This is a genomic window from Dyella monticola, from assembly GCF_003363155.1.
GTDB classification, from domain to species: Bacteria; Pseudomonadota; Gammaproteobacteria; order Xanthomonadales; family Rhodanobacteraceae; genus Dyella_B; species Dyella_B monticola.
Genome location: NZ_QRBE01000003.1, coordinates 322,052 through 345,456 on the forward strand (window position 1 = coordinate 322,052; position 23,405 = coordinate 345,456).

The 23,405-nt window shown below is 61.1% G+C and carries 22 protein-coding genes; all 22 read left to right on the forward strand.

All coding sequences use genetic code 11. The features are described from left to right. The first annotated feature begins 47 nt into the window (after positions 1-47). The 22 genes from ribBA (at position 48) to DWU98_RS07850 (ending at position 23,399) form a co-directional block, all read left to right on the forward strand. Positions 48-1,139, forward strand: a complete 1,092-nt coding sequence (gene ribBA, locus DWU98_RS07745; RefSeq protein WP_115494955.1) for a bifunctional 3,4-dihydroxy-2-butanone-4-phosphate synthase/GTP cyclohydrolase II — start codon at positions 48-50, stop codon at positions 1,137-1,139. 47 nt (positions 1,140-1,186) lie between these two features. Then, positions 1,187-3,397, forward strand: coding sequence for a beta-glucosidase (locus DWU98_RS07750; protein ID WP_115494956.1), 2,211 nt, complete (start codon positions 1,187-1,189; stop codon positions 3,395-3,397). 59 nt (positions 3,398-3,456) lie between these two features. Next, positions 3,457-4,407 carry a muramoyltetrapeptide carboxypeptidase gene (gene ldcA / locus DWU98_RS07755; RefSeq protein ID WP_115495108.1) on the forward strand — a complete coding sequence of 317 codons (951 nt, stop codon included), beginning with the start codon at positions 3,457-3,459 and terminating at the stop codon, positions 4,405-4,407. 88 nt (positions 4,408-4,495) lie between these two features. Continuing rightward, positions 4,496-4,957 carry a 6,7-dimethyl-8-ribityllumazine synthase gene (gene ribH, locus DWU98_RS07760; protein ID WP_115494957.1) on the forward strand — a complete coding sequence of 154 codons (462 nt, stop codon included), beginning with the start codon at positions 4,496-4,498 and terminating at the stop codon, positions 4,955-4,957. Next, entirely contained in the window at positions 4,957-5,403 is a 447-nt protein-coding gene (gene nusB, locus DWU98_RS07765) for a transcription antitermination factor NusB (protein WP_115494958.1), read from the forward strand. The genes ribH and nusB overlap by 1 nt, the downstream gene beginning before the upstream one ends. A gap of 235 nt (positions 5,404-5,638) precedes the next feature. Continuing rightward, on the forward strand, positions 5,639-6,598 hold the full coding sequence (gene thiL / locus DWU98_RS07770) for a thiamine-phosphate kinase (RefSeq protein ID WP_115494959.1): 960 nt from the start codon (positions 5,639-5,641) through the stop codon (positions 6,596-6,598). Next, positions 6,595-7,092 carry a phosphatidylglycerophosphatase A family protein gene (locus DWU98_RS07775; protein WP_115494960.1) on the forward strand — a complete coding sequence of 166 codons (498 nt, stop codon included), beginning with the start codon at positions 6,595-6,597 and terminating at the stop codon, positions 7,090-7,092. The genes thiL and DWU98_RS07775 overlap by 4 nt, the downstream gene beginning before the upstream one ends. A gap of 226 nt (positions 7,093-7,318) precedes the next feature. Continuing rightward, a complete protein-coding gene (locus tag DWU98_RS07780; RefSeq protein ID WP_115494961.1) occupies positions 7,319-8,071 on the forward strand; it encodes a hypothetical protein in 753 nt (250 codons plus the stop codon). Between the two features lie 26 nt (positions 8,072-8,097). Continuing rightward, the gene (locus DWU98_RS07785) at positions 8,098-8,898 is read left to right on the forward strand and encodes a hypothetical protein (RefSeq protein ID WP_147293255.1); all 801 of its coding nucleotides are present in this window, start codon (positions 8,098-8,100) and stop codon (positions 8,896-8,898) included. 128 nt (positions 8,899-9,026) lie between these two features. Beyond that, positions 9,027-9,797 (forward strand): hypothetical protein, encoded by a 771-nt coding sequence (locus DWU98_RS07790; protein WP_115494963.1) that lies wholly within the window; start codon positions 9,027-9,029, stop codon positions 9,795-9,797. A 39-nt stretch (positions 9,798-9,836) separates the two neighbouring features. Then, positions 9,837-10,805, forward strand: a complete 969-nt coding sequence (locus tag DWU98_RS07795) for a potassium channel beta subunit family protein (RefSeq protein ID WP_115494964.1) — start codon at positions 9,837-9,839, stop codon at positions 10,803-10,805. Positions 10,806-10,884: 79 nt separating this feature from the next. Beyond that, positions 10,885-11,103 carry a hemin uptake protein HemP gene (gene hemP / locus DWU98_RS07800; protein ID WP_115494965.1) on the forward strand — a complete coding sequence of 73 codons (219 nt, stop codon included), beginning with the start codon at positions 10,885-10,887 and terminating at the stop codon, positions 11,101-11,103. Positions 11,104-11,227: 124 nt separating this feature from the next. Continuing rightward, a complete protein-coding gene (locus DWU98_RS07805; RefSeq protein WP_115494966.1) occupies positions 11,228-11,797 on the forward strand; it encodes a hypothetical protein in 570 nt (189 codons plus the stop codon). A 169-nt stretch (positions 11,798-11,966) separates the two neighbouring features. Beyond that, positions 11,967-13,238, forward strand: coding sequence for an efflux RND transporter periplasmic adaptor subunit (locus DWU98_RS07810; protein WP_115494967.1), 1,272 nt, complete (start codon positions 11,967-11,969; stop codon positions 13,236-13,238). 129 nt (positions 13,239-13,367) lie between these two features. Beyond that, on the forward strand, positions 13,368-14,090 hold the full coding sequence (locus DWU98_RS07815; protein WP_115495109.1) for an ABC transporter ATP-binding protein: 723 nt from the start codon (positions 13,368-13,370) through the stop codon (positions 14,088-14,090). A 177-nt stretch (positions 14,091-14,267) separates the two neighbouring features. Further along, positions 14,268-15,578 carry an ABC transporter permease gene (locus DWU98_RS07820; protein ID WP_115494968.1) on the forward strand — a complete coding sequence of 437 codons (1,311 nt, stop codon included), beginning with the start codon at positions 14,268-14,270 and terminating at the stop codon, positions 15,576-15,578. Positions 15,579-15,593: 15 nt separating this feature from the next. Then, entirely contained in the window at positions 15,594-16,826 is a 1,233-nt protein-coding gene (locus tag DWU98_RS07825) for an ABC transporter permease (protein ID WP_115494969.1), read from the forward strand. A 40-nt stretch (positions 16,827-16,866) separates the two neighbouring features. Next, positions 16,867-18,183, forward strand: coding sequence for an ABC transporter permease (locus DWU98_RS07830; RefSeq protein WP_115494970.1), 1,317 nt, complete (start codon positions 16,867-16,869; stop codon positions 18,181-18,183). Between the two features lie 10 nt (positions 18,184-18,193). Continuing rightward, entirely contained in the window at positions 18,194-19,420 is a 1,227-nt protein-coding gene (locus tag DWU98_RS07835) for an ABC transporter permease (RefSeq protein WP_115494971.1), read from the forward strand. Between the two features lie 50 nt (positions 19,421-19,470). After that, positions 19,471-20,796, forward strand: coding sequence for an ABC transporter permease (locus DWU98_RS07840; protein ID WP_115494972.1), 1,326 nt, complete (start codon positions 19,471-19,473; stop codon positions 20,794-20,796). A 16-nt stretch (positions 20,797-20,812) separates the two neighbouring features. Continuing rightward, a complete protein-coding gene (locus tag DWU98_RS07845) occupies positions 20,813-22,069 on the forward strand; it encodes an ABC transporter permease (protein WP_115494973.1) in 1,257 nt (418 codons plus the stop codon). 28 nt (positions 22,070-22,097) lie between these two features. Next, positions 22,098-23,399 carry an ABC transporter permease gene (locus tag DWU98_RS07850; protein WP_115494974.1) on the forward strand — a complete coding sequence of 434 codons (1,302 nt, stop codon included), beginning with the start codon at positions 22,098-22,100 and terminating at the stop codon, positions 23,397-23,399. Positions 23,400-23,405 lie beyond the last annotated feature (6 nt).

A 23,405-nucleotide genomic window follows, 5' to 3' on the forward strand; every position in this document is an offset into this window, starting at 1 on the left:
GGCATACCCGCAGATTTCGTGCTGTTAAAACCATTTAGGACAAAACCATGGCATTCAACACCATCCCCGAAATCCTCGAAGACATTCGCGCCGGTCGCATGGTCGTGATCGTCGATGACGAAGACCGCGAAAACGAGGGTGATCTGGTCATGGCCGCACAAATGGTGCGGCCCGAGGACATCAACTTCATGGTGCGTGAGGCGCGCGGTCTGCTGTGCCTTACGCTCACCGAACAGCGCACGCGCCAGCTTGGCTTGCGGCCGATGGTGAGCGACAACACCTCCCAGTACCACACCAACTTCACCGTTTCGATTGAAGCGGCCGAAGGCGTAACCACCGGCATTTCCGCACACGATCGCGCGCGCACCATCCAGGTGGCGGTGAAGTCCGATGCCAGGCCGCAGGATCTCTCCCAGCCCGGCCATATCTTTCCGCTCACCGCGCAGCCTGGTGGCGTGCTGACGCGCGCCGGCCATACGGAAGCGGGGTGCGATCTGTCCGCGCTCGCAGGCCTGGAGCCGGCCGCCGTGCTGATCGAAGTGCTGCATGACGACGGATCGATGGCACGTCGCCCGGAATTGGAAATCTTCGCGCAAAAACATGGCCTCAAGATCGGCTCCATCGCCGATCTGATCCGTTACCGGCTGGAAACGGAAAAGACCGTGCAGCGCGTCTACGAAGAAGACGTGCAGACAGAATTCGGCGCATTCCGCCTCGTGGCGTATCGCGACGCGATTCGCCACGGTCTTCATTTCGCCCTGGTGCGTGGCGAGGTGAACGGGGACAACCCCGTGCTGTGTCGCGTGCACGTGCGCAACACCTTGTCCGATGTGTTGCATCTGCAACGCGAGGATCTGGGCCTCACCGTCACCGCCGCATTACGTCGCATCGCCGATGAACATCGCGGCGTGCTGCTGGTCTTGTCCGGCGAGGACACCCCGGAAGCGCTGCTGCGTCGCCTCAACCGGCAGCCGGCGCTGCAGGAGCCGAGCGACCAGCATCAGGAGTGGCGGCAGCACGGTCTTGGCGCGCAAATACTTACCGACCTTGGCGTGCGTCGTCTGCGTGTCTTGGGCACACCGCGCAAATTGGTGGGTCTGGCGGGTTTCGGGCTGGAAGTTATGGAGTATGCCGAGTAACTTGCTGGGGTCATGATTCCCAGCCCGTTGTCGACAAAAGGTCCAGGATGAAGCCGAAAATCATCGTTGCGCGCACCGCGCTGTTTATGGCGCTTTCACTCGTATGCACCGCTTCGGTGTTTGCCGATCAGGCAAGTTCACCCGATCAGCGTGCGGCGAAGCTGGAAAAGCGCATGTCACAGGACGACCTGCATCACATGGTGCAGAGCTACAACGACATGTCGACGCCGCAACAGCAGCCGGGTGCCATCGGCGCCGCCGGCTACGTGCCGGCGCTGCCGAAACTTGGTATTCCCGCCTTGCAAGAGAACGACGCCGGCATCGGCGTGCATAACTACCCTATCGACCAGGGCCCGGGCAAACCGCCCAAGCATGTGCGCGGCGAAGCCGGCAATGCCACACCTTTGCCATCGACGTTGGGCATCGCTGCCACATGGAATCCCCAGATTGCGTACGACGGCGGCCGCATGATTGGCGGTGAGGCGCATCGACAGGGGATCAACGTGTTGCTGGCCGGTGGCATCAATCTCACGCGTGAACCGCGCGATGGGCGTACGTTCGAATACCTCGGCGAAGATCCGCTGTTGGCGGCACGCATCGATGGCGCGGAAATTCGCGGCATCCAATCGCAACACGTGATTTCCACCATCAAGCATTACGCGTTGAACGATCAGGAAACCAACCGTCTGACGGTCAGCTCCAACATCGACGAGCGCTGGATGCGCGAATCGGACCTGCTTGCTTTCGAACTGGCCATCGAAGACGGCCATCCCGGGTCGGTGATGTGTGGCTATAACAAAGTCAACGGCGTGTGGGATTGCTCCAATAAGCATCTGCTCGACGATATTCTCAAGGGCGACTGGAAATACCCGGGTTGGGTGATGACCGACTGGGGCGCCGATCATGATGTGATGGATGCGATGGCCGGTACCGATCAAGTCTCCGGTATCGATCCGGGCAACGGCGCCAGCCTCGGCAACACGGCGAGCACGTTCGGCACACCGCTGCTGCAGGCCATCGAGAAGGGCCAGATTCCGCGTGCCCGTCTTCAAGACATGGTTCATCGCATTCTGCGTTCGATGTATGCGGTGGGCTTGTTCGAGCATCCGCCGGCGGTCAAGCCGCTCGATGCGGAGGCCGACGCGCAGGTGTCGCAGCGCACCGAGGAGCAGGCCATCGTGCTGCTCAAGAACGATCACGATCAGCTTCCGCTGAGCACGCGCACCATCAAGACCGTGGCGATCATCGGCTCCCATGCCGATGTGGGCGTGTTGTCCGGCGGTGGCTCCGCAGAAGTGTGGCCGATCGGTGGTCCGGCGATCCCTGCGGTCAAAGGGCCGGATTGGCAGTGGAAAGTCTACGATCCTTCGTCGCCGATGAAAGCGCTGCAAGCGCTGTTGCCGGGCGCGAAGATCACCTATGACGACGGCAGCAATCCCGCTAAAGCGGCAGCGTTGGCGAAATCCGCCGACATCGCCATCGTGTTCGCGACGCAATGGACATGCGAAGGCGTGGATCAACCCAATCTTTCGCTGCCCGACAACCAGGATGCGTTGATCGACGCCGTCGCCGCGGCCACGACGCACAGCGTGGTCGTGCTGGAAAACGGTGGCCCGGTGAAGATGCCGTGGTTGTCGAAGGTGGGCGCCGTGGTGGAATCGTGGTACCCCGGTGCGCGCGGTGGTGAAGCGATTGCCGACGTGCTCACCGGCAAAGTGAATCCATCAGGTCGTTTGCCGGTGACCTTCCCGCAGGACGAACAGCAACTGCCGCGCCCGCAGATTACCAACGCGCAAACGGTCGATTACAACATCGACGCCGCCGCCGTGGGCTACAAGTGGTACGACGAAAAGAACCTGCAGCCGCTGTTCCCGTTCGGCTTCGGTCTTTCCTACAGCCACTTCGACTACAGCGATTTGCATGTCAGCACGCAACGTGACCATGTAACGGTCAGCTTCAAAGTCAGCAACAGCGGTCAGCGTGCCGGCATGGATACGCCGCAGGTTTACGTTGGCATGCCGACCGATAGCGGTGAAGCGCCACGCCGGTTGGCGGGGTTCGAGAAAGTAGCGTTGCAGCCGGGGGAGAGTCGCACCGTGACCGTCGCGATCGATCCGCGCCTGCTTGCGATTTTCGATGCGCCGGCCCATCGCTGGAAAATCACCGCTGGCAGTTATCCGATCCAGGTTGGGCACTCATCGCGGGATTTTGTGTTGAGTGGAGCGACGACCGTTGCTGCAGCCACGATGGCGCCCTGAGTGAAACACGCATCCGCATTACGTGACGTTCCATCACATTGTTCGAGGATTTTCTTGCCATGCAGGCCCATTCCTGCCGTGTACGCCTGATCGCTCCATCCGGTTATCCGCACGATCGCGAAGCTGCTTTGCGCGGCGTCACGCGTCTGTATGACGCCGGTTGTCTGGTGGACGGGCTGGAGGTGCTGGATCGCATCGACCTGCGTTACGCCGGCAAAGATGCACAACGCATCATGGATATCAACGATCTGGCCACGCTCGATGAGCTGCCTGATATCGTGCTCGCCATCCGCGGCGGTTACGGCGTTACGCGCCTGCTCGAGCATTTGCGTTACGAGGCATTGCGCGAGCGCCTTGCCGGCCAGCCGATCGCCTTGGTGGGGCATAGCGATTTCACTGCGTTGCAGATGGCGCTGTATGCGAAATGCGGGCTGGTGACGTTCGGCGGCCCCATGCTCGGGCCGGATTTCGGTGCGCAACGGTTGAGCCCCCTCACCTGGCGGCATTTCTGGCGCACGCTGAGCTCGCCGCATGGCAACGCGAGCTGGGATTGCGGCGAAGCGACGGAACTGGACCTGCAAGGACCGCTGTGGGGCGGCAATCTGGCGATGGTGTGCAGCCTGCTGGAAACACCCTACTTTCCGCAGATCGAGGGCGGCATCCTGTTCGTGGAAGACATCGGCGAGGCGCCGTTTCGCGTCGAGCGCATGCTTTACCAGCTGCACCTGTCCGGCGTACTGAAGCGTCAGCGCGCCCTGATCCTGGGCGACTTCACCCAATGCCGCCCGGCCGCCTACGACAACGGTTACGAACTGGCCGATGCCATCCTGCAGATCCGCCGCGTGGCCGGTATTCCGGTGCTTTCGGGCATGCCGTTTGGCCATGAGGCGGACAAATTCACCTTGGCCTTTGGCGTTCCGGCGCGGCTGCGCGTGGTCGGGCAACGGGCCACCCTGGATTTCCATGGCTACCCGCACCTGCGCCAGCCGCACGAGCCCTCCATGGGCTGAGCCGCCCCATCCCAAGCATCCCCCCGTCCAAACCCGTAAAATAGCGCGCCCCCGAAGCGGGCCGCCCGCACACAGGAATCCAAGCAGCATGAAGATCATCGAAGGCGATTTCGCCAAGTCCAACGGTCGCTTTGCCATCGTCGCCGGGCGCTTCAACGGCTTTGTCGTCGAGCCGCTGGTGGCCGGCGCGCGCGATGCGCTGGTGCGTCACGGCGTGGCTGACGATGCCATCGATCTGATCCGCGTGCCTGGTGCGTGGGAAATTGGTCTGGCCGCACACAAGCTGGCGCACTCGGGCCAGTACGCGGCGGTGATTGCGCTGGGCGCGGTCATTCGCGGCGCCACGCCGCATTTTGACTTCGTCGCCGGCGAAAGCGCCAAGGCGCTTACGCAGGCCGCGCTGAGTTCGGGCGTTCCGGTGTCCTTCGGCGTGCTCACCACCGATACCATCGAACAGGCGATCGAGCGCTCCGGCACCAAGGCCGGCAACAAGGGCGCCGACGCCGCCATTGCCGCGCTGGAAATGGTCAACCTGTACGGAAAGCTGTAATGAACTCGCGACCGGAAGGCATCGACCTCGCCGCACGCTCGCGCGCACGCCGCCGCGCTTTGCAGGCGGTCTATGCCTGGCAGATGAGCGGCAGTGCGATGAAAGCGGTGATCGAGCAGTTCCGCCACGAGCAGGATATGGAAGTGGCCGATCAGGAGTATTTCGAAGATCTGCTGCGGGGCGTGGAAGCGCACCTCGGAGCGCTGGATGAAGCGCTCAAACCCTATATCGATCGCGACGTCGATCAGATCGACCCGGTCGAGCGCGCGGCGCTGCGTCTGGCGGCTTACGAATTGACGTACCGACCGGACGTGCCGTATCGGGTGATCATCAACGAGGCGATTGAAGTCACCAAGCGGTTTGGCGCCGATCACGGGCATAGTTATGTGAACGGTGTGCTGGACAAGCTGGCCGCGCAGGTTCGGGTTACCGAGAAGCGGAGCTGAGCGATAACCCCCTGCATGAAGCTTGATGAGCGTCGAGCTTCATGTGTGCGAAATGCAGTTCGCTCCCTGCGTGCAGGGGAGGCTAGGGTGGGGCCACGAGCGAAGCGCGTGTCGTCCGTCGTCGTCGGCATGGCGAAGGCACTGCTGAATGCCATCGCAAGGCTGCTTCACCCCAGCCCAACCTTCCCCTCCTACCCGTAGGGGAGGGGGCAAATCCCAGTGTAGGTGGAGCCCCATGGAATTTTCGCTCATCGACCGCATCCGCGAACGCACGGCCCAAGGGCGCGACGATGTGCGCCTGGGGATCGGCGACGATGCTGCGCTGCTCGCCGTGCCGCAAGGCCAGGAACTGGTGGCGGCTATCGATACCATGGTCGAAGGTGTGCATTTCCCGCGCGGTACATCCGCGGCCGATATCGGCTGGAAAGCGTTGGCGGTGAATCTCTCCGATCTCGCTTCCATGGGCGCGATCCCCGCGTGGGCGCTTCTTGCGTTGACGCTGCCCAACGCGGATACGGCCTTCATCGACGACTTTGCAGACGGCTTCGCACAACTGGCACGAACGTTCCGGCTTGCATTGGTAGGGGGTGACACGACCCGCGGCATGTTGACCATCAGCGTGGCGGTGCACGGCTTCGTGCCGCCCGGCAAAGCGCTTTTGCGCAATGGTGCGCGCGTGGATGATGCGGTACTGGTCACCGGCACCCTTGGCGACGCTGCAGGTGGTCTGTATCTGAAGCAGCACGATAAGCGCATCGATGCGCCATCGACGTATCTTGCGAACCGTCTTGATCGCCCCACGCCACGTGTCGCCGCGGGGCTGGCTTTGCGTGACCGCGCCAGCGCATGCATCGATGTTTCCGACGGCCTGCTTGCCGACCTCGGGCATATCTGCACGGCCAGTGATGTTGGCGCGCAGATCGAGGCCCATTTGCTGCCGCGTTCGTCCGCGCTGCTCGATCGGTTCGACGACGTCACTTCGCGCGATTTCGCGTTGACCGGCGGGGATGATTACGAGCTGTGTTTCACCGTGCCATCGCAGCAGGTGGCTGCGGTGCAGGCGGATCTGGCAAAACTTGGCTGCGGTGCCACACGCATTGGCCGTATCGTCGAAGGCCGCGGCATCAGCGTTCGCGATGCGGCAGATCGCCCGATCGAATCGGCGCACCGAGGTTGGGATCATTTCGCCCCATGAGCGAACGGACAGTGCTTACCCCCGCGCAGCGTCGCGCACTGCTTTCCACACCGGCCGGTTGGCTGGCCTGTGGTTTCGGATCCGGCCTCACGCCGGTGGCCCAGGGCACATTCGGCTCCCTCGCGGCGATCCTGCCTTGGCTGCTGCTACGCCACCTATCGCTGCCGCTGAATGGCGTGGTGATCGTTATCGGCTTCATCATCGGCGTACGGGCCTGCGATGTCGCCGGCCGCAGGCTGGGCGTGGACGATCACCGCAGCCTGGTGTGGGACGAATTCATCGGCCAATGGATCGCCCTGCTGCCTGCGCTGGTGGCCCCGTGGTGGGCGGTGGCAATCGGTTTCCTGCTGTTTCGGCTGTTCGACGTCTGGAAGCCATGGCCGATCCGTTATCTGGATCGGCATTTGAAGGGCGGCCTCGGGGTGATGGTGGACGATGTGGTCGCCGGCTGTTTTGCCGCCCTGATGCTTGCCGCGTTGCTGACGTGGGCATGACGTTTATCGTAGGAAATGGCACCCGCACCCCGGCTGCCTTGTGAGCGCAAAATGATTTGGGCATGATCGCCCACGTAGGGGCGGTTCATTCTTTGCAGGCAGCCTGGCGTCTCACGTCAGGATCGACAAAACAGGGGACAATATGGGCATTCGGGATCGGGCTCTTCGCCCTGGCGTGGCTGTGAGTGCATGCACGCCATATGCAAGAGCGGTTGTCGCGGGCGTGATGTCGTTCGCCATCGCCGGTTGTGCTACGGCACCAAACCAGCCTGTTCAGAGTTCGGCTTCGCTGGCTAACGTTTTCAGCGATACGAATGCTTATGCCGAGCAAGCGTTCTCTCTGGGCGCGTTGCCGGCAAGCGTGCGTGACACGTTGAACGCAAACGATGTGGCCACGTCTGAGTTGAGCTTTCATCGCATTACCATTCAGGCGCGCAGCAAGTGGTTCAAGATGGGTACGGATGCGCCACAGAATTTCACCGAGCACGTCACCTACGACAATCTCGGCAAAGGCGTGATCAGAGCGATTTCCACTGACTTTTCGAATGGCTTTACCTATCGAACCGAGATTTCGCTGACCTATCGCAATTACGTGGGCCTGATGATGCAGAAGTTCGCCAGTTCCGCCACGGCGATGCCGGCGGTTTCCGCCGTACTGCAGTTCGATCGTTTCGAGCCGGCATTAAGTTCCGACAAACTGGCGTACACCATGCGCAGCGGTTACATCGGTAAGCCGGGATTGACCCAGCCTTGGCAGATCGTCTGCCAGCTTGGCAGGTCGTACAGCGGCACGGTGGTCAACGCGCATATCGCCGGCAACGTGCGTGAGATGAGTTGCCAGAGCGTCAATGCCAATGGCGTTACCACGGAAGTACGCGACTACGTTTACCTGCAGCAATATGGCCTCGCATTGACCAGGGCTGTCAAAAGTGCGTCCAGCGACTACACCGTGGACCTGGTCGATTTCAAAGCCGAATGACGGAACAGCCCGAGGGGGACGAAAGGATGTTTGCAGCTAAGAGAATGATCTGCGGCGTAGGCGTTGCGGCGTTGACGGCGAGCCTCGCCGGATGCGTGCCGCCACCGCCGCGCCCAGCGACCACGACGCGCAATGCGATACCGGTCAGCAGCGTATTTCAGGACAAGGAATCCTACCTGGCGCAGCATTTCACGCTGACCTATCTACCTAAGTCGGTGCAGGACACTGTCGAGCAAGCGGGAATAGCCCCGGTAGGCTTTGACCGCTTGCACATGACCACGCAAGTGACAGTGCAGAACACCACCACCGGCGCACCGACCACGTTTATCGCGTCGCTTCTGTACGAGAACGCCGGCAACGGGCTGGTGCGGGAAATCAGCACATTGCAGCGCAACGGCTTTGACACCTCGACCTTGTTCGTATTGTCCTATCGCGGTCTGTACTCACTTCGTTCGCAGACCTTCCAGTCGACCGCCACGGCGTGGCCGCCGCTGCTGGAGACCAAGCAGATCACGCACTACGACACTGATTTCACGACCGATCACATCAGTTACATCTATCGTGGCGGCCTGGGTGGAAGGCCGCAGATGACCTCGCCCATGCAGGTAAGCTGCACGGCGGGCAAGCACTACAGCGCGTCGGTCTTGCATGCGAACATCGGCGGCAACGTGCGCGAGTTCAATTGCCAGATGCAGAACAGCAATGGCGTCCTCACTTCAACCACTACCTACGCCTATTTTGAAAAATACGGCCTGGCCATTCCGATAAGCTCCAAAACGCCGACGAACGAGCTCTCTACCACCATCCAAGAGTTCAGGGCGGAATAAGCTGCGTTTGCGCGTGCCGGCGTCCGGCGCGCGCTGTCTTTCGTGCCTGAGCGCCGATATGACCATGCTTACGGAATGGCAAGCGACCTTGCTATCGTAGGGGCCTCTTCGCAGTACTGAGGTTATCCATGAGCATGGCAACGACGAAAAAAATGCTGGTTGCAGCGGGCATGGTGCTGCTTGCCGGCATGCGCGTCGGTTACGCGCAGGAAGCACCGCCGCCAGAGCCCGCTCAGGACCCAAACGGGTACTTCGCGCAGCATTTCGCGTTCGACGCACTCAACCCTGATGTGAAAAGCGCGATCGCCAAGGCGAACCTAGCTCCGGTGCCATTCAACCGAATCGTGCTGCATACCCGGGAGGTCGTCACGACTTCCGGACAGGCTCAACCTTCCACCTTCACCGCCAGCATTGTGCTTGAAAACGCCGGGCATGGCCTCGTACGCCGCGCGGAAGCCGTGCAAGACAACGGCAACCTCATGGGCACGCGCTTGGACCTTACCTATCGCGGCTACTTCTCGTTTCTCACGCAAAGCATGGCGGCGCGAAGCAATACGTCGCCGCCGATGCAGGAGTCACGCAAGATACTTCGCTTCGATACCGGCAGCAGCGGCCACTTCGCCATGGTGTATCTGTATGGCGCCACCGGTCAGGCGACCTTTGCCGATCCCGGCCAGTACCTGTGCGATAGCGGCAAACAGTACAGCGCATCGCAACTTAATCCGGGCATCGAGGGGGCGGCCTTGGAAGTGACCTGTCGCACCATCGATTCCAATGGCATCGACGTCGACAAGGTCACGCTGGCCTATCTGGAAAAATATGACGTTGCCATAGCGCTGCGCGTGCATAACGACGAACACACGATGGATAGCGCCATCCTCGATTTCAACGCGCAGTGACGCATCTACCACACCTTGCGCTCGAACCAGGAGAACCCGATGCAATACCGTCGTCTCGGCCGCACCGGCTTGCAGGTGTCCGCACTTTCCTTCGGCGCATGGGTTACGTTCGGTCGACAGGTGGGTCGTTCTGAAGCACGCGAGCTGATGGCGCTTGCGTGGGACCGTGGCGTCAATTTTTTCGACAACGCCGAAACGTACAACCACGGCGAGGCCGAGCGCTTGATGGGCGATGTCCTGGCCGATCTGCGCTTTGCGCGCGACAGCTACTGCGTGTCGAGCAAGGTGTATTTCGGCGCGGCCCAGAAGCCGCGTCCCACGCAGCGCGGGCTTTCGCGCAAGCACGTGATCGAAGCGTGCAATCAAGCGCTGGAACGATTGCGCGTCGGTCACCTGGATCTGTATTTCTGTCATCGCCCCGATCCGGAAACACCGATCGAAGAGACGGTGGCGGCGATGGATACGCTCGTGCGCCAAGGCAAGGTTTTGTATTGGGGCACCAGCGAGTGGCCTGCGGCGACCATCCACGAAGCGCATCGCATCGCGCAGGCGATGCATATGTATGCGCCGGTGGTGGAACAACCGCAGTACAACCTGTTGCATCGCGAACGCGTCGAGCAGGAATACGCGCCGCTGTACGCCAGCTACGGCATGGGCACCACGATCTGGTCGCCGCTGGCGTCGGGTTTGCTGAGCGGCAAATACGGGCAGGGCGTTCCCGAAGGTTCGCGCCTTACGCAGCCGGGCTATGAATGGCTGCGCGAGATGGTGCTGGGGGAAGGCGGTGAGCGCGTGGAAAAGGTGAAGCGCCTGCCGGCCATTGCGGCCGAGATGGGCGCCACGCCGGCACAGCTTGCTATTGCGTGGTGCCTGGCCAATCCGCACGTTTCTACGGTGATTCTCGGCGCGAGCCGGAAAGATCAGTTGGAGCAGAACCTTGCCGCGCTGGAGGTATTGCCGCGTTTCGATCTGGCGATGAAGGAGCGGCTGGAGCAAGCGCTGGCGTGAAGACCCGGCGGCGTCGCGGGTTGACTATCAAATGAGAATCATTATCATCTGATCGTCACACTGACGATGGAGTACCACCATGTCCGCCACCGGCACGCTGCTCACCCTCGCCCGCACGCCGCCGCTCCCGGTTTCGCCGAGCCGGGATGCATCCGACCACACCACGCACGCATCGCCGATTCGCCGCATTTCCAGCCAGCGACTGCTTGCCGGCGAGCGCGAGCTGGTGATCCAGCACATGGGCAGCGAATACCACCTGCGCCTCACGCGCAACGGCAAGCTGATCCTCACCAAATAACCGCGGCAGTGATGAGCCTTGAGGCTTGTTAGCTCGTCGCCCGGTGTTCGTCGGCGACGGTAAACCACCACACGCTCCGCCAGCACGTTTTGCCAGCCGAGTCCACGCATAGGAGATACCCCTCATGTTCGGCTGGCTGGCCGCTCGTTCCATCCCGCTTTGCCGACGTGCGCCGCGTGCGTTGGCGTCCAGGCGCATTCGGCCCATCACGCCGCACGCATGGCTCGACCTGTTGCCCGCGCTTGGTAGCGTGCTCTATCTCCACACACGCTCGACAGCAGTGATGGGCGATGTATTCCCATCGGGCATGCTGGTGTCTCATCGCGCGTTCGCGCCTTTGCTCGAGGCGCGCTGGCTGGTAGCTGTCTGCGTGGTGACAGACGATGGTCCGCGCGAATGGTGCGAATGCGTGGATCACCTCGGCCGCACCCGCGCACGCTGGCATCTATTACCCGATAGCGATTACCTCGCCTGGGATGCATTGACTGCTTCCTGCCAGGCCGATACCGACATGCTCGCGCGCATCGATGCGCAGCCGTTGCGACCGGATCACGCGTGTGTGGTGAACTTCCGCGTGCGCCATCTTGCCGGCCTGGACGTACTGGAACACGACACGGCCGTAGCGCTCTCGCCGTTGGGCGATCATCTGGCTGCGCGTATCGCGCACGCCGAGGCGGTGCTGCTGGCTTCATAGCCACTGCAGCGTCTGTCCGCTGTCCGGCGACTGTCCGCGGACAGCGGTACCTATGCGTTTACCCTACGCAAGTCGTTGATTGGTAGCACATAAAAGCGCGTCCGCGAGCTGGCACGCAGATTGCTGAACATGGTGTGGGGCCGTACTGTCCGCGGCCAAGGACTTCACCATGATTCGTGACACTTCAGCCCAAGACCGCCTGGTCGAGGTCAAACCCAATCCACGCAAGAAACTCATGTGGATCGGTGGCGCCATCGCCGCCGTGGTGGTCGTGGGCTTCTTCATACCTGGCATCGCGCGGTTGTTCTCGGCGGACTCCTCGGTCAGCGCGTCGCGCCTGGCGTTTGCCACGGTCGAACGCGGCCCCTTCGTGCGTGACATCGCCGCCGAAGGTCAAGTGGTGGCGGCGGTGAGCCCTACGCTCTACGCCACCTACGGCGGCGCGGTCACATTGAAAGTGCATGCGGGCGACACGGTGAAGAAGGGCCAGGTGCTCGCCGTGATCGACAGCCCCGAGCTCGTCAACAAGCTCGCGCAGGAAGAATCCAACGCCGACGCCATGGAAGTGGACTACCTGAGTGCGCAGGTGAATGCGCGTACCAAACAGTCCGAAATGCAGAAGGCGGATGACAACGCCAAGATCGACGAAATAACGGCTGCACGCGACTACGACCGCTACGAAACCGCATACAAAGCCGGCGGCGTGCCGGAGATGGACGTGGACAAAGCGAAGGACACGCTGCAAAAAGCCAAGATCGCGCTGTCGCATGCACAGAGCGACCTTAATCTGAACAACGACAGCGGCGCGTTCGCCGTCCGGGCGAAGAAGCTCGCGCATGATCGCCAGGTACTGCTGGTGCAGGATCTGCGTCGGCAGGTCGACGACCTCAATGTGCGCTCACCGGTGGATGGTCAGGTCGGCCAGCTTTTCATCGCCGAACGCGCCACGGTAGCCAAGGATGCACAACTGCTCAGTGTGATCGATCTGTCCGCGCTGGAAGTGGAAGTGAAGGTGCCCGAAAGCTTCGCACGCGACCTGGCCGTGGGCATGGGCGGCGAAATCAGCGGCAACGACAATACCTGGAAGGGGCTGGTCAGCGCGATTTCGCCCGAAGTGGTGAACGGCGAAGTGGCCGCGCGCGTGCGCTTCGAAGGTGGCACGCCCAAGCAGTTGCGCCAGAACCAGCGTCTGTCCGTGCGCATCCTGCTCGATCAGCGCAGCAACGTGCTTACAGTGCAGCGCGGTTCCTTCGTGGATGAATCCGGTGGCAGCTATGCGTACGTCGTGCACGACGGCATCGCCACCAAGACCCCGATCCGCGTGGGCGAAAGCAGCATCGACAAAGTGGAGATCCTCGATGGCCTGAAGGAAGGCGACAACATCGTGATCTCCGGCACCGACAACTTCAAAGGCGCACAGCGAGTGGTGATCAGTCGCTGACCAATACTCCCTCCTCTGCATGCAGAGGAGGGCTGGGGTGGGGTGAGCCCTTGCGGCGAGCCTTCACCCCCTCCCAGCCTCCCCTGCATGCAGGGGAGGGGCAAAAAACTAAACCGAAGGATGAAAACCATGCTGAAGATGACGCACCTGTCCAAGGTCTATCGCACCGAAGTGGTGGAAACCTATGCGCTTCGCGATTTCAACATCAATGTGAAAGAAGGCGAGTTCGTGGCGGTGACCGGCCCTTCCGGCTCCGGCAAAACCACCTTCCTCACCATCGCCGGATTGCTCGAAACATTCACTGGCGGCGAATACCACCTCGACGGCGTGGAAGTCAGCAACCTTGACGACAACGCGCGCTCGAAGATCCGCAACGAAAAGATCGGTTTCATCTTCCAGGCGTTCAACCTGATTCCCGATCTCAACGTGTTCGACAACGTGGAAGTGCCGCTGCGCTATCGCGGCATGAAAGGGCCCGAACGCAAGGAGCGCATCATGAGCGCACTGGAGCGCGTGGGCCTGGCCTCGCGCGCCAAGCACTACCCGGCGGAATTGTCCGGCGGTCAGCAACAGCGCGTTGCCATCGCCCGTGCGCTTGCCGGCACGCCCCGTTTGCTGCTCGCCGACGAACCGACCGGCAACCTGGATACGCAGATGGCCCGCGGCGTGTTGGAACTGCTCGAAGAAATCCATCGCGAAGGCGCCACCATCGTGATGGTGACGCACGATCCGGAGCTAGCTGCGCGCGCGCAGCGCAACGTGCACATCATTGACGGTCAGGTGGTGGATCTGGCTGAAGACCCGCGCTTCCACACCGCTTACACCGCGGCAGCCGGTCAGGTACGCAGCTAACTCGTTCCTCTGCTTGGCAGGAGGCTGGGGCGGGGGTGTTTGAGCATGCCGGATAGCTCCCATGCCCCGCGAAATTCCCCGCCCCGTCCCAACCCTCCCCTGCCGATGCAGGGGAGGAAGCCGATGCGACAAGGTGCGTTGCGGGCGTTATTCAGACATCGAAACCAAAGGCCATTCATGTTCACTTACTACATCCAACTCGGCCTTCGCAGTCTCAAGCGCAATCCAGCGCTCACCGCGCTGATGGTGATGGCGATTGGTTTTGGCGTCTCCGCGTCGATGATTACCTATTCGGTATTTCGCGCCGTGTCCGGCAACCCGATACCGGAAAAATCGTCGCAATTGTTCGTGCCGGAGATCGACAGCTGGGGGCCGGGCCTCAATGAAAAAGGCGAGCCGCCCGGCGCGTTGAATTATGTCGACGCGATGGCCTTGATGAGAGCGCATCAATCCAAGCGCATGACGCTCATTTACCAGATCGGGTTGTCAACGCTGCCCCGCGACGCCGATAGCGTACCGGTGGCCAGCAACGGCTATGCCGTAACGGGCGACTTTTTCACCATGTTCGATGTGCCGTTTCTCTACGGTAGCGGTTGGAGCACTGCCGACGACGATGCGCGCGCAGCCGACGTCGTGCTCAGTCGGGAATTCAATCAGCGCATGTTCGGCGGGGCCAACAGCGTAGGACAGAAAATCACGCTTTCCGGGCACGATTACCGCATTGTCGGTGTGACCAAACGATGGAATCCCTCGCCGCGCTTTTACGATGCATGGGGCGGCAGCGGCTTTGGCGATCCACCTGATTTCTATCTGCTGCTCAACCGCGCGCTCGATCTGCATACCGACAACGTGGGTCGAAACAGTTGCCGTGGCGCGATCACCTACAACGGCTGGGATCAGTATCTGCAGAGCAATTGCATCTGGCTGATGCCGTGGGTGGAACTGGATACGACCAGCGAGGTGGCCCGTTACCGCAACTTCCTGGAAAGCTATTCCGCCGATCAACAACGCGCAGGCCGATTCGGCTGGGCACCCAATGTACGGTTGCCCGACGTAATGACATGGCTCGACGTTCAGCACATCGTGCCGCCGGAGAGCCGCATTTCGCTGATCGTGGCGATGAGCTTCTTCATCATCTGCCTGGTCAACACCATCGGTTTGCTGCTTGCGAAGTTCATGCGCAGGGCCGGCGAAATTGGCGTGCGCCGCGCGCTGGGTGCTACCCGTCATGAAATTTACGCGCAATACCTGGTCGAGGCTGCGGCGGTCGGGTTGACCGGAGGACTGCTGGGACTGCTGCTGACTGCCATAGGCATGTCGGGTGTGGGGCTGTTGTTTGAACCGGAGATCGCGCAGCTTGCGCATATGGATCTGTCGCTGATCGGCCTGACGTTGGTGGTGGCTATCTTCGCCACCGTGGCCGCTGCGTTCTATCCGGCCTGGCGTGCTGCGCAAGTGCAGCCGGCCTGGCAGCTGAAATCCAATTGAGGCGAGGGAGCACACATGCATATCCAGCCCATTCTCGCCGCGCTGCGCCGCCATAAGGCAGGTACGGTTCTGATCGCGTTGCAGATCGCGTTGACGTTGGCGATCGTGTGCAATGCATTGTTCATCATCAATCAGCGCCTCGCGCACATCGACGAGCCCAGCGGCGTCGACGAAGCCAATCTGTTCGTGATCGCGAACCAGTGGGGAGAGCAGTACTCCACGCAGGAAGCGGTGGAAAGAATCGAACAGGACCTCGTCACCCTGCGGCAATTGCCGGGCGTGCAGGACGTTACGAGCTCCAACAACTATCCGATCAGGGGCATCAGCAACGACAACTTCATCACCATGACGCCGGATCAACGTGCCCCCACAAGCGATGCGGCCTACTACATGGGGGATGCCAATTTTGTTCGTACGCTCGGTCTCAAGCTGATCGCGGGGCGCGATTTCAGGCCCGAAGAAGTGCAGAACCAGGGGCTCAGGCAGACCGTCGATCCGTCCGTCGCCATCATCAGCAAGGCGATGGCCACGAAGCTGTTCCCGAACAGCGATGCGCTCGGCAAGCACTTCTATGCCATGACCCCCAACCCGATCACGGTGATTGGCATCGTGGATGTATTGCATCGGGGCGACGTAAGCACGTGGAGCGCACCCTATATCGGTGAATCGATGATCGTGCCGGTCCGACCCGCCGACCCCTACGGCATTTACTACATCGTGCGTACCAAGCCCGGTCAGCTCGCCGCGGCGATGCGCGCAGCACCCAAGGCGCTGTATGCCGAAAACCGCATGCGCATGATCGATCCCAAAGACGGTTTGCTCAGCTTTGCGCAGGTGCGTCACCGCGCGTTCGAGAGCGATCGTGGCATGGCGATCCTGATGAGCATCATTTGCATCGTGCTGCTGGCGATCACCGCGGCAGGCATCATTGGCCTGACCAGTTTCTGGGTGGGACAGCGCCGCCGCCAGATCGGCGTGCGCCGTGCGCTTGGCGCGACGCATCGCGACATCATGCAGTACTTCATGACGGAAAACCTGCTGATCAGTTTGGGTGGCCTGGCCATCGGCGTGGTGCTGGCATTTGGCCTCAACCTTTGGCTGCACATACATCTTGAGCTCAAGGTGTTGCCGTTGACGTATGTACTGGGCGGCACGGTGATCCTGCTGTTGCTGGGGCAGGGCGCGGTATTCGCGCCGGCCTTGCGCGCCTCGCGCGTGCCACCGATCGAAGCGACGAGGCCGGCATGAATACCTATTCACGCCTAAACGCAGGGGAACGGGGGTGCCGATGTTTGCTTACTATCTAAGGCTCGGCTGGCGTAGCTTGCGGCGCAATCCCTTGCTGACGGCGCTGATGGTGTTTGCCATCGGCGTCGGTGTGGCCGCGTCAGCGACGACGTTTGCGGTATTTCATGCGGCATCCGGCAATCCCTTACCGGATAAATCCGCGCAGCTGTTCGTGCCGCAGATCGATATATGGGGGCCGGCCAGTCGCTCGGCCGGGCGCGACCTGCCCGATGCGCTGAGTTACCCCGATGCCATGGCATTGATGCGCGATCACAAAGCAGCACGGCAAACCGCGATCTATCCGATGGCTTCGACGGCGATTCCCCAAGACCCGACGCGCGAACCGTTTGCCGTGAACGGTTACGCCGCGTATGCGGATTTCTTTCCGATGTTCGAAGCGCCTTTTCTCTATGGCAACGGTTGGAACGCTTCGCAGGACGAGGCGCACGCCGGTGTGGTGGTAATCAGCCGTGCACTCAATCAGCAGTTGTTTGGTGGCGCGAACAGCGTAGGCCGCACGATTCGTCTGGATGATCACGATTATCGCGTGGTGGGTGTCCTGGATGAGTGGAACCCGCGCCCGCGCTTCTACGATGTCAACAATTCTGACGGCTTTTCCGATCCGCCGGACTTTTTTGTGCCATTCACGCGCGCCATCGACCTGCAAACGGAGACGAATGGCAACAGCAACTGCTATGGCAGCGCAGGACGCGATGCGGGATGGAAGGGCTGGATCCAATCCGATTGCGTGTGGGTGTCGTTCTGGGCGGAACTGCCCAATCGTGCGGCGGTCACCGCTTATCACGACTACCTGATGGCCTATGCGTCCGAGCAACAACGCGTAGGCCGCTTTCATTGGGCGCCTTTCGTGCAGTTGCACGATCTTATGCAGTGGCTGGATTACGAAAAGGTTGTGCCGCCGGAAACACGCATTTCGATGCTGCTGTCGCTGGGTTTCCTGTTGGTTTGTCTGGTGAATACCGTTGGCCTGCTATTGGCCAAGTTCATGCGGCGCGCTGCAGAGATCGGCGTGCGACGCGCTCTGGGTGCATCGCGTCGCGAGATCTGGCTGCAGTATCTGGCCGAAGCCTTGATGATTGGTGTGGCGGGCGGCGTCGTGGGCCTGGTGCTGACGGGCGTCGGCATGCTGGGTATCGGGCTGGTGTTCGATCCGGACATTGCGCGTCTGGCACGCATGAGTCCGAGTGTGATCGGGCTCACCTTGCTCACGGCCGTCGTGACCACGCTCGCTGCTGCGCTTTATCCCACCTGGCGTGCGGCTCGCGTACAGCCGGCGTGGCAATTGAAAGCCAACTGAGGCGACGACGATGCAGATACGCCCCATCCTCGCCACGCTTCGCTATCACAAGGCAGGTACCTTGCTGATTGCGCTGCAGATCGCCCTGACACTGGCCATTGTGTGCAATGCGTTATTCATCATCCACCAGCGACTGGGGCAACTCTCGCGGCCAAGCGGCGTGGATGAGTCAGACTTGTTGCTGGTGCACAATCAGTGGGCGGGCAAACCAGACGCCGACGAGGTGGCGTCCATGATGGCTTCGGACCTCGCCACGCTGCGCAATCTTCCTGGCGTGGCGAACGTGTACGCCACCAACACGTATCCGCTGAGCGGTGAAGGTACCGTTTTCGGCATCGGGCATAGTCCGGACAAGAAAACCTACACTGACAGCACCGCGATCTATTTTGTCGATGACAATGCGCTGGCCACGCTCGGCTTGAGACTCATCGCTGGGCGGAACTTCCGGCCCGACGAAATAGGTGCCAGCAGCAAACACAGCAAGATCGAACCCGACGAAATCATCATTACCCAGGCGCTGGCGCACCATCTGTTTCCGGATGCTTCCGCAGTCGGTAAAGCGGTCTACCTTAGCCGCAAGCCCAGCATCATTATTGGTGTGGTCGGGCGCATGCGCACGCCGTGGGTCGACTCGAGCATGGCCAAGTGGGACGAATATTCCACGCTGCTGCCTTACCGCCGATTGGAAGGCTATACGGAGTATGTGATTCGTACGCAACCGGGGCAGCTCGACGATGTGGCCAGGCGAGTCAAAGCTACCTTGTATGCCGCCAATCGCATGCGGGTCATTAGTCCAAAGAATGGCGTTCGCACCTTCGCCGATGTGGGTGCCCAGGCGTACAACAGCGATCGCGGCATGGCGATTCTGATGGGGGCCATCAGCCTGATCATGCTGACCATCACCGGTGCCGGCATCGTGGGACTTACCAGTTTCTGGGTGGGTCAGCGGCGCAAGCAGATCGGTGTTCGCCGCGCGCTGGGCGCCACGCAGCGCGACATCCTCAGTTACTTCCTCACGGAAAACCTGCTGATCGGCGTGGCCGGCGTGATCGTCGGTGGCGTGCTGGCCATTGGCCTGAATCTTTGGCTGATGAATCAGTTCGAGATGGAAAAGCTTGCCATGGGATATGTCGTGGCGGGTGTGGCGATATTGCTGGTGCTTGGACAGGGCGCGGTGCTGGCTCCCGCACTGCGCGCATCCAAGGTACCGCCGGTTGAAGCAACGCGGTCGGTTTGAAGGACGAAGCCCTCACCAGAGGGGTCATCAACGCAATGAGGGAGGCACCCATGTTGGGTTATTACATTGATCTGGCGATACGCAGTCTCAAACGAAGCCCCGGCCTCACGCTGTTGATGATATTGACGGTGGGCTTTGGTGTGGCCGCATCCATGGTCACCTATTCCGTATTCCGTGCGGTGTCGGGCGATCCCATTCCGTGGAAATCGGCGCAGCTTTATGTGCCACAGATCGAGATGTGGGGACCGAAGGGGCATGGTGGTCCAGGCGACAATGGCGATCCGCCGGATGCGATGGATTACACCGACGCCATCGCACTGATGCGTGATCACCGCGCCAGATACCAATCGGCGATGTACATGATTACGCCCTCGGTCGTGCCTGCGGAGGCGGGTAAGCATCCCATTAATGTCGAAGGGCATGCGGTTTTCAATGAGTTTTTCCCAATGACCGATGCGCCGTTCAAATACGGCAGCGGGTGGAGTGCGTCCGATGACGATCAGCGCGCGGCTGTTGCAGTGATTAGCGAGAAGCTCAATCAGAAGCTATTCGGCGGCGCCAACAGTGTGGGCAAGGTCGTCGACATCGACGGCAAGGATTACCGCGTTGTCGGTGTGCTGAACAAGTGGGAGCCACAGCCGCGTTTCTACGACGTGTCCAATACCGGGGGGTTCACTACCAACGCGGATGATGTGTTCATCCCATTCATGCGCGCCATCGACGTGGACATGTCCAACGATGGCAACACCAACTGTGCTGAGACGCCTGCACAGTCGGGCTTCAAGGGGCTGCAGCTTTCCTCGTGCATCTGGATCAGCTACATGGTGCAGCTGGACAGTGCCGCGCAAGCCAAGGCGTATAAAGATTATCTGGATGGCTACGCCCGCGAGCAGCAGAGGTCCGGTCGTTTCAGCTGGCCGCCGAACAATCGCTTGCGCGATCTGCACGCGTGGCTCGATGCCGAGCATGTGGTGCCTTCTGATACCGAGGTTTCCCTGCTGGTCGCCATTGGCTTGCTGCTGGTCTGCCTCGTCAATACAGCGGGGTTGCTGCTTGCGAAATTCTTGCGTCGTAGCAATGAAATCGGCGTGCGCCGTGCCATTGGTGCACCCCGTTCGGCCATCTATGCGCAGTTTCTGGTGGAGGCGGGCATCGTGGGTTTAAGCGGTGGTGTACTCGGGCTGTTGCTGACCGGCGTCGGTATTCATGGCGTGAGCTGGGTCTTGCCCAAAGACATCGCAAATCTCGCGCATTTGGATGTGCAGCTCTTGCTGCTGACGCTCATCGTTGCCGTGGTCTCGACCATGCTTGCCGGCATCTATCCCACTTACCGTGCCTCGCGGGTTCAACCCGCATGGCAGCTGAAGTCGAACTGAGAATAAGGAACCGCTTATGAGCCTCCATCCTATTCTTGCAGCGTTGCGCAAACACAAGGCGGGCGTCGTGTTGATCGCCTTGCAGATTGCCCTGACGCTGGCGATCGTGTGTAACGCCGTATTCATCATCTACAGTCGCGTGGAGAAGGTGAATCGGCCCACCGGCATCGATGAAAGCAATCTGTTGCTCATCACCCAGCAATGGGTGGGGGCGCCAAGCATGGACACCCCGGCCGGCGTGCAGCAGCTCGACAGCATGCTTCGGCAGGATCTGGATACGCTCAGGCGCATGCCGGACGTGATGTCGGTGTCTTCGATTACGTCGCTGCCGCTGCTCAATTCCAGCTGGGTCGGCGGCGTTTCATTGACGCCCGGCGCGCAGACGCCCGGTAAGAACGATATCCATACCGCCATGTATTTCGGCGATGACCAGATGGTGGGTACGCTTGGTCTGCAGATGGTGGAGGGGCGCAATTTCAACGCCTCTGAGATCACCAACAAGGGCATGCGCGACCAAACCGAGCCTTCGATAGTGATCGTCACGCAGGATCTGGCCAAACGCCTTTTCCCGCATGGATCGGCGGTGGGCAAGGTCGTGTACTTCGATGGTGGCAATGCGCCGAGCACCATCATCGGCGTGGTCAAGCGCATGCAAACTCCCGCCGTCGGCTGGGGCGATAATTTCACCTGGTATTCGACCTTGATGCCCACTCGCATCAATGCGACGTTCTCGCGCTACATCGTGCGCACCCGGCCGGGCCAATTGGATGCCGTGGCGCACCATGTCGCTACGGCGCTTTACAACAGCAATCCGCTGCGTGTGATCGATGATGACGATGGCATCAAGCGGTTCAGCGACATCCGTGCCGATGCTTACCGTGCCGACATTGGGATGGCGGTGCTGATGGGTGTTGTGTGTCTGATTCTGCTGGCAGTGACGGCGGCCGGCATCGTCGGGCTGACGAGTTTCTGGGTGGGACAGCGCCATCGTCAGATCGGTGTGCGGCGTGCGCTCGGGGCGCGCAAGATCGACATCCTGCATTATTTCCAGCTCGAAAATCTGATGATTGCAGGCGCGGGTGCGCTGATCGGCATCGCGCTTGCCGTCGGTTTGAACCGACTACTCATGAGCAAATTCGAGATGGACAGCATGCCGGTTTACTACGTGCTGGTCGGACTGGCGGTAGTGATGTTGCTGGGACAGGTTGCGGTATTCGTGCCGGCGCGGCGCGCGTCGAACGTTCCACCGGTCGTGGCGACCCGATCGGTCTGATGTAACAGGACAAGCACAAGGGGGAGGCATGATGTCCTATTACTTCGGTCTGGCGATGAGGAGCTTGCGGCGCAACCGCATGCTCACCGCGCTGATGGTGCTAACGCTCGCGCTTGGCATCGGCGCGTCGATGACTACGCTGACGGTGCTGCGGCTCCTTTCCGGCGATCCGTTGCCGGGAAAGAGCGCGCAGCTCTATTACGCGCAAATCGACCCGTATTCCAAGGACGAGCCGTTCTCGCGCAGCGGCAAGATGCCCTGGTTGATGAGCTACACCGATGCGATGAATCTGCTCGACGCGCACAAAGCGCCACGACAGGCGGCGATCGCGCAATCGCAAATCAAGCTGATACCGCCGGATGCGCGGCGCCGGCCCTTTTTCAGCGATGGCGTGATGACCACGGCTGACTTCTTCACGATGTTCGATGTGGACTTCCAATACGGCAGCGGCTGGAGTGCGCAGGACGATCGCAATGCCGCGCCGGTGGTCGTGATTTCCGATTATCTCAATGAACAGTTTTTCGGCGGCGGCAATAGCGTAGGGCGCAGCCTGCGCCTGGGCGACAAGGACTTCCGCATCATTGGCGTGCTCAAGCCCTGGGCGCCACAACCGCACTTTTATGCACTGCACCTGGGTGGCTCCGACTATGGCCGGGGCGCCGCTGTCTTTCTGCCGCTGCGCGCTGCGCGCACGGCCGGCATGGAGCCGCGCAATACCTTTTTCTACGCACCGGGCGACCGGCAGGTGCTCGAAACCGCACCGGTAATTTGGCTAGGTTTCTGGGCGGAACTCCCCGATAGCAGTGCTGCGGCGGCGTACCGGCAATTTCTCGCCGATTACGTGCAGCAGCAGATCGCACTCGGTCGCTTTCAGCAGAGCCATGTCAAACTGTCGAACCTGATGACCTGGCTCAGCGATCAGCAGGTCGTGCCCGATAAGGTACGCATGCAGACGGGCCTCGCTTTCAGCTTCCTCGCTATTTGCATCGTGAACACGGTGGGCTTGCTACTGGCCAAGTGCCTGCGCCGTTCCGGTGAGATCGGCGTGCGGCGCGCCATGGGCGCTTCGCGCTCGGCCATCTTCGCGCAATTCATGATGGAAGCGGTCTTGCTTGGCCTGGCCGGTGGCGTGCTGGGTTTCGTGTTCACCGAATTCGGCCTGTGGTGCATTCGTCAACAGCCCGCGGAATACGCGAGCCTTGTCCACCTCGATGGACGAATGTTCGCGGTGACGTTTGGAATGTCCCTGGCAGCCAGCCTGTTTGCAGGCGTGCTCCCAGCCTGGCGCGCGTGCAAGGTGGCGCCGGCGCCGCAACTCAAGGCTGCGTGAGGAAGC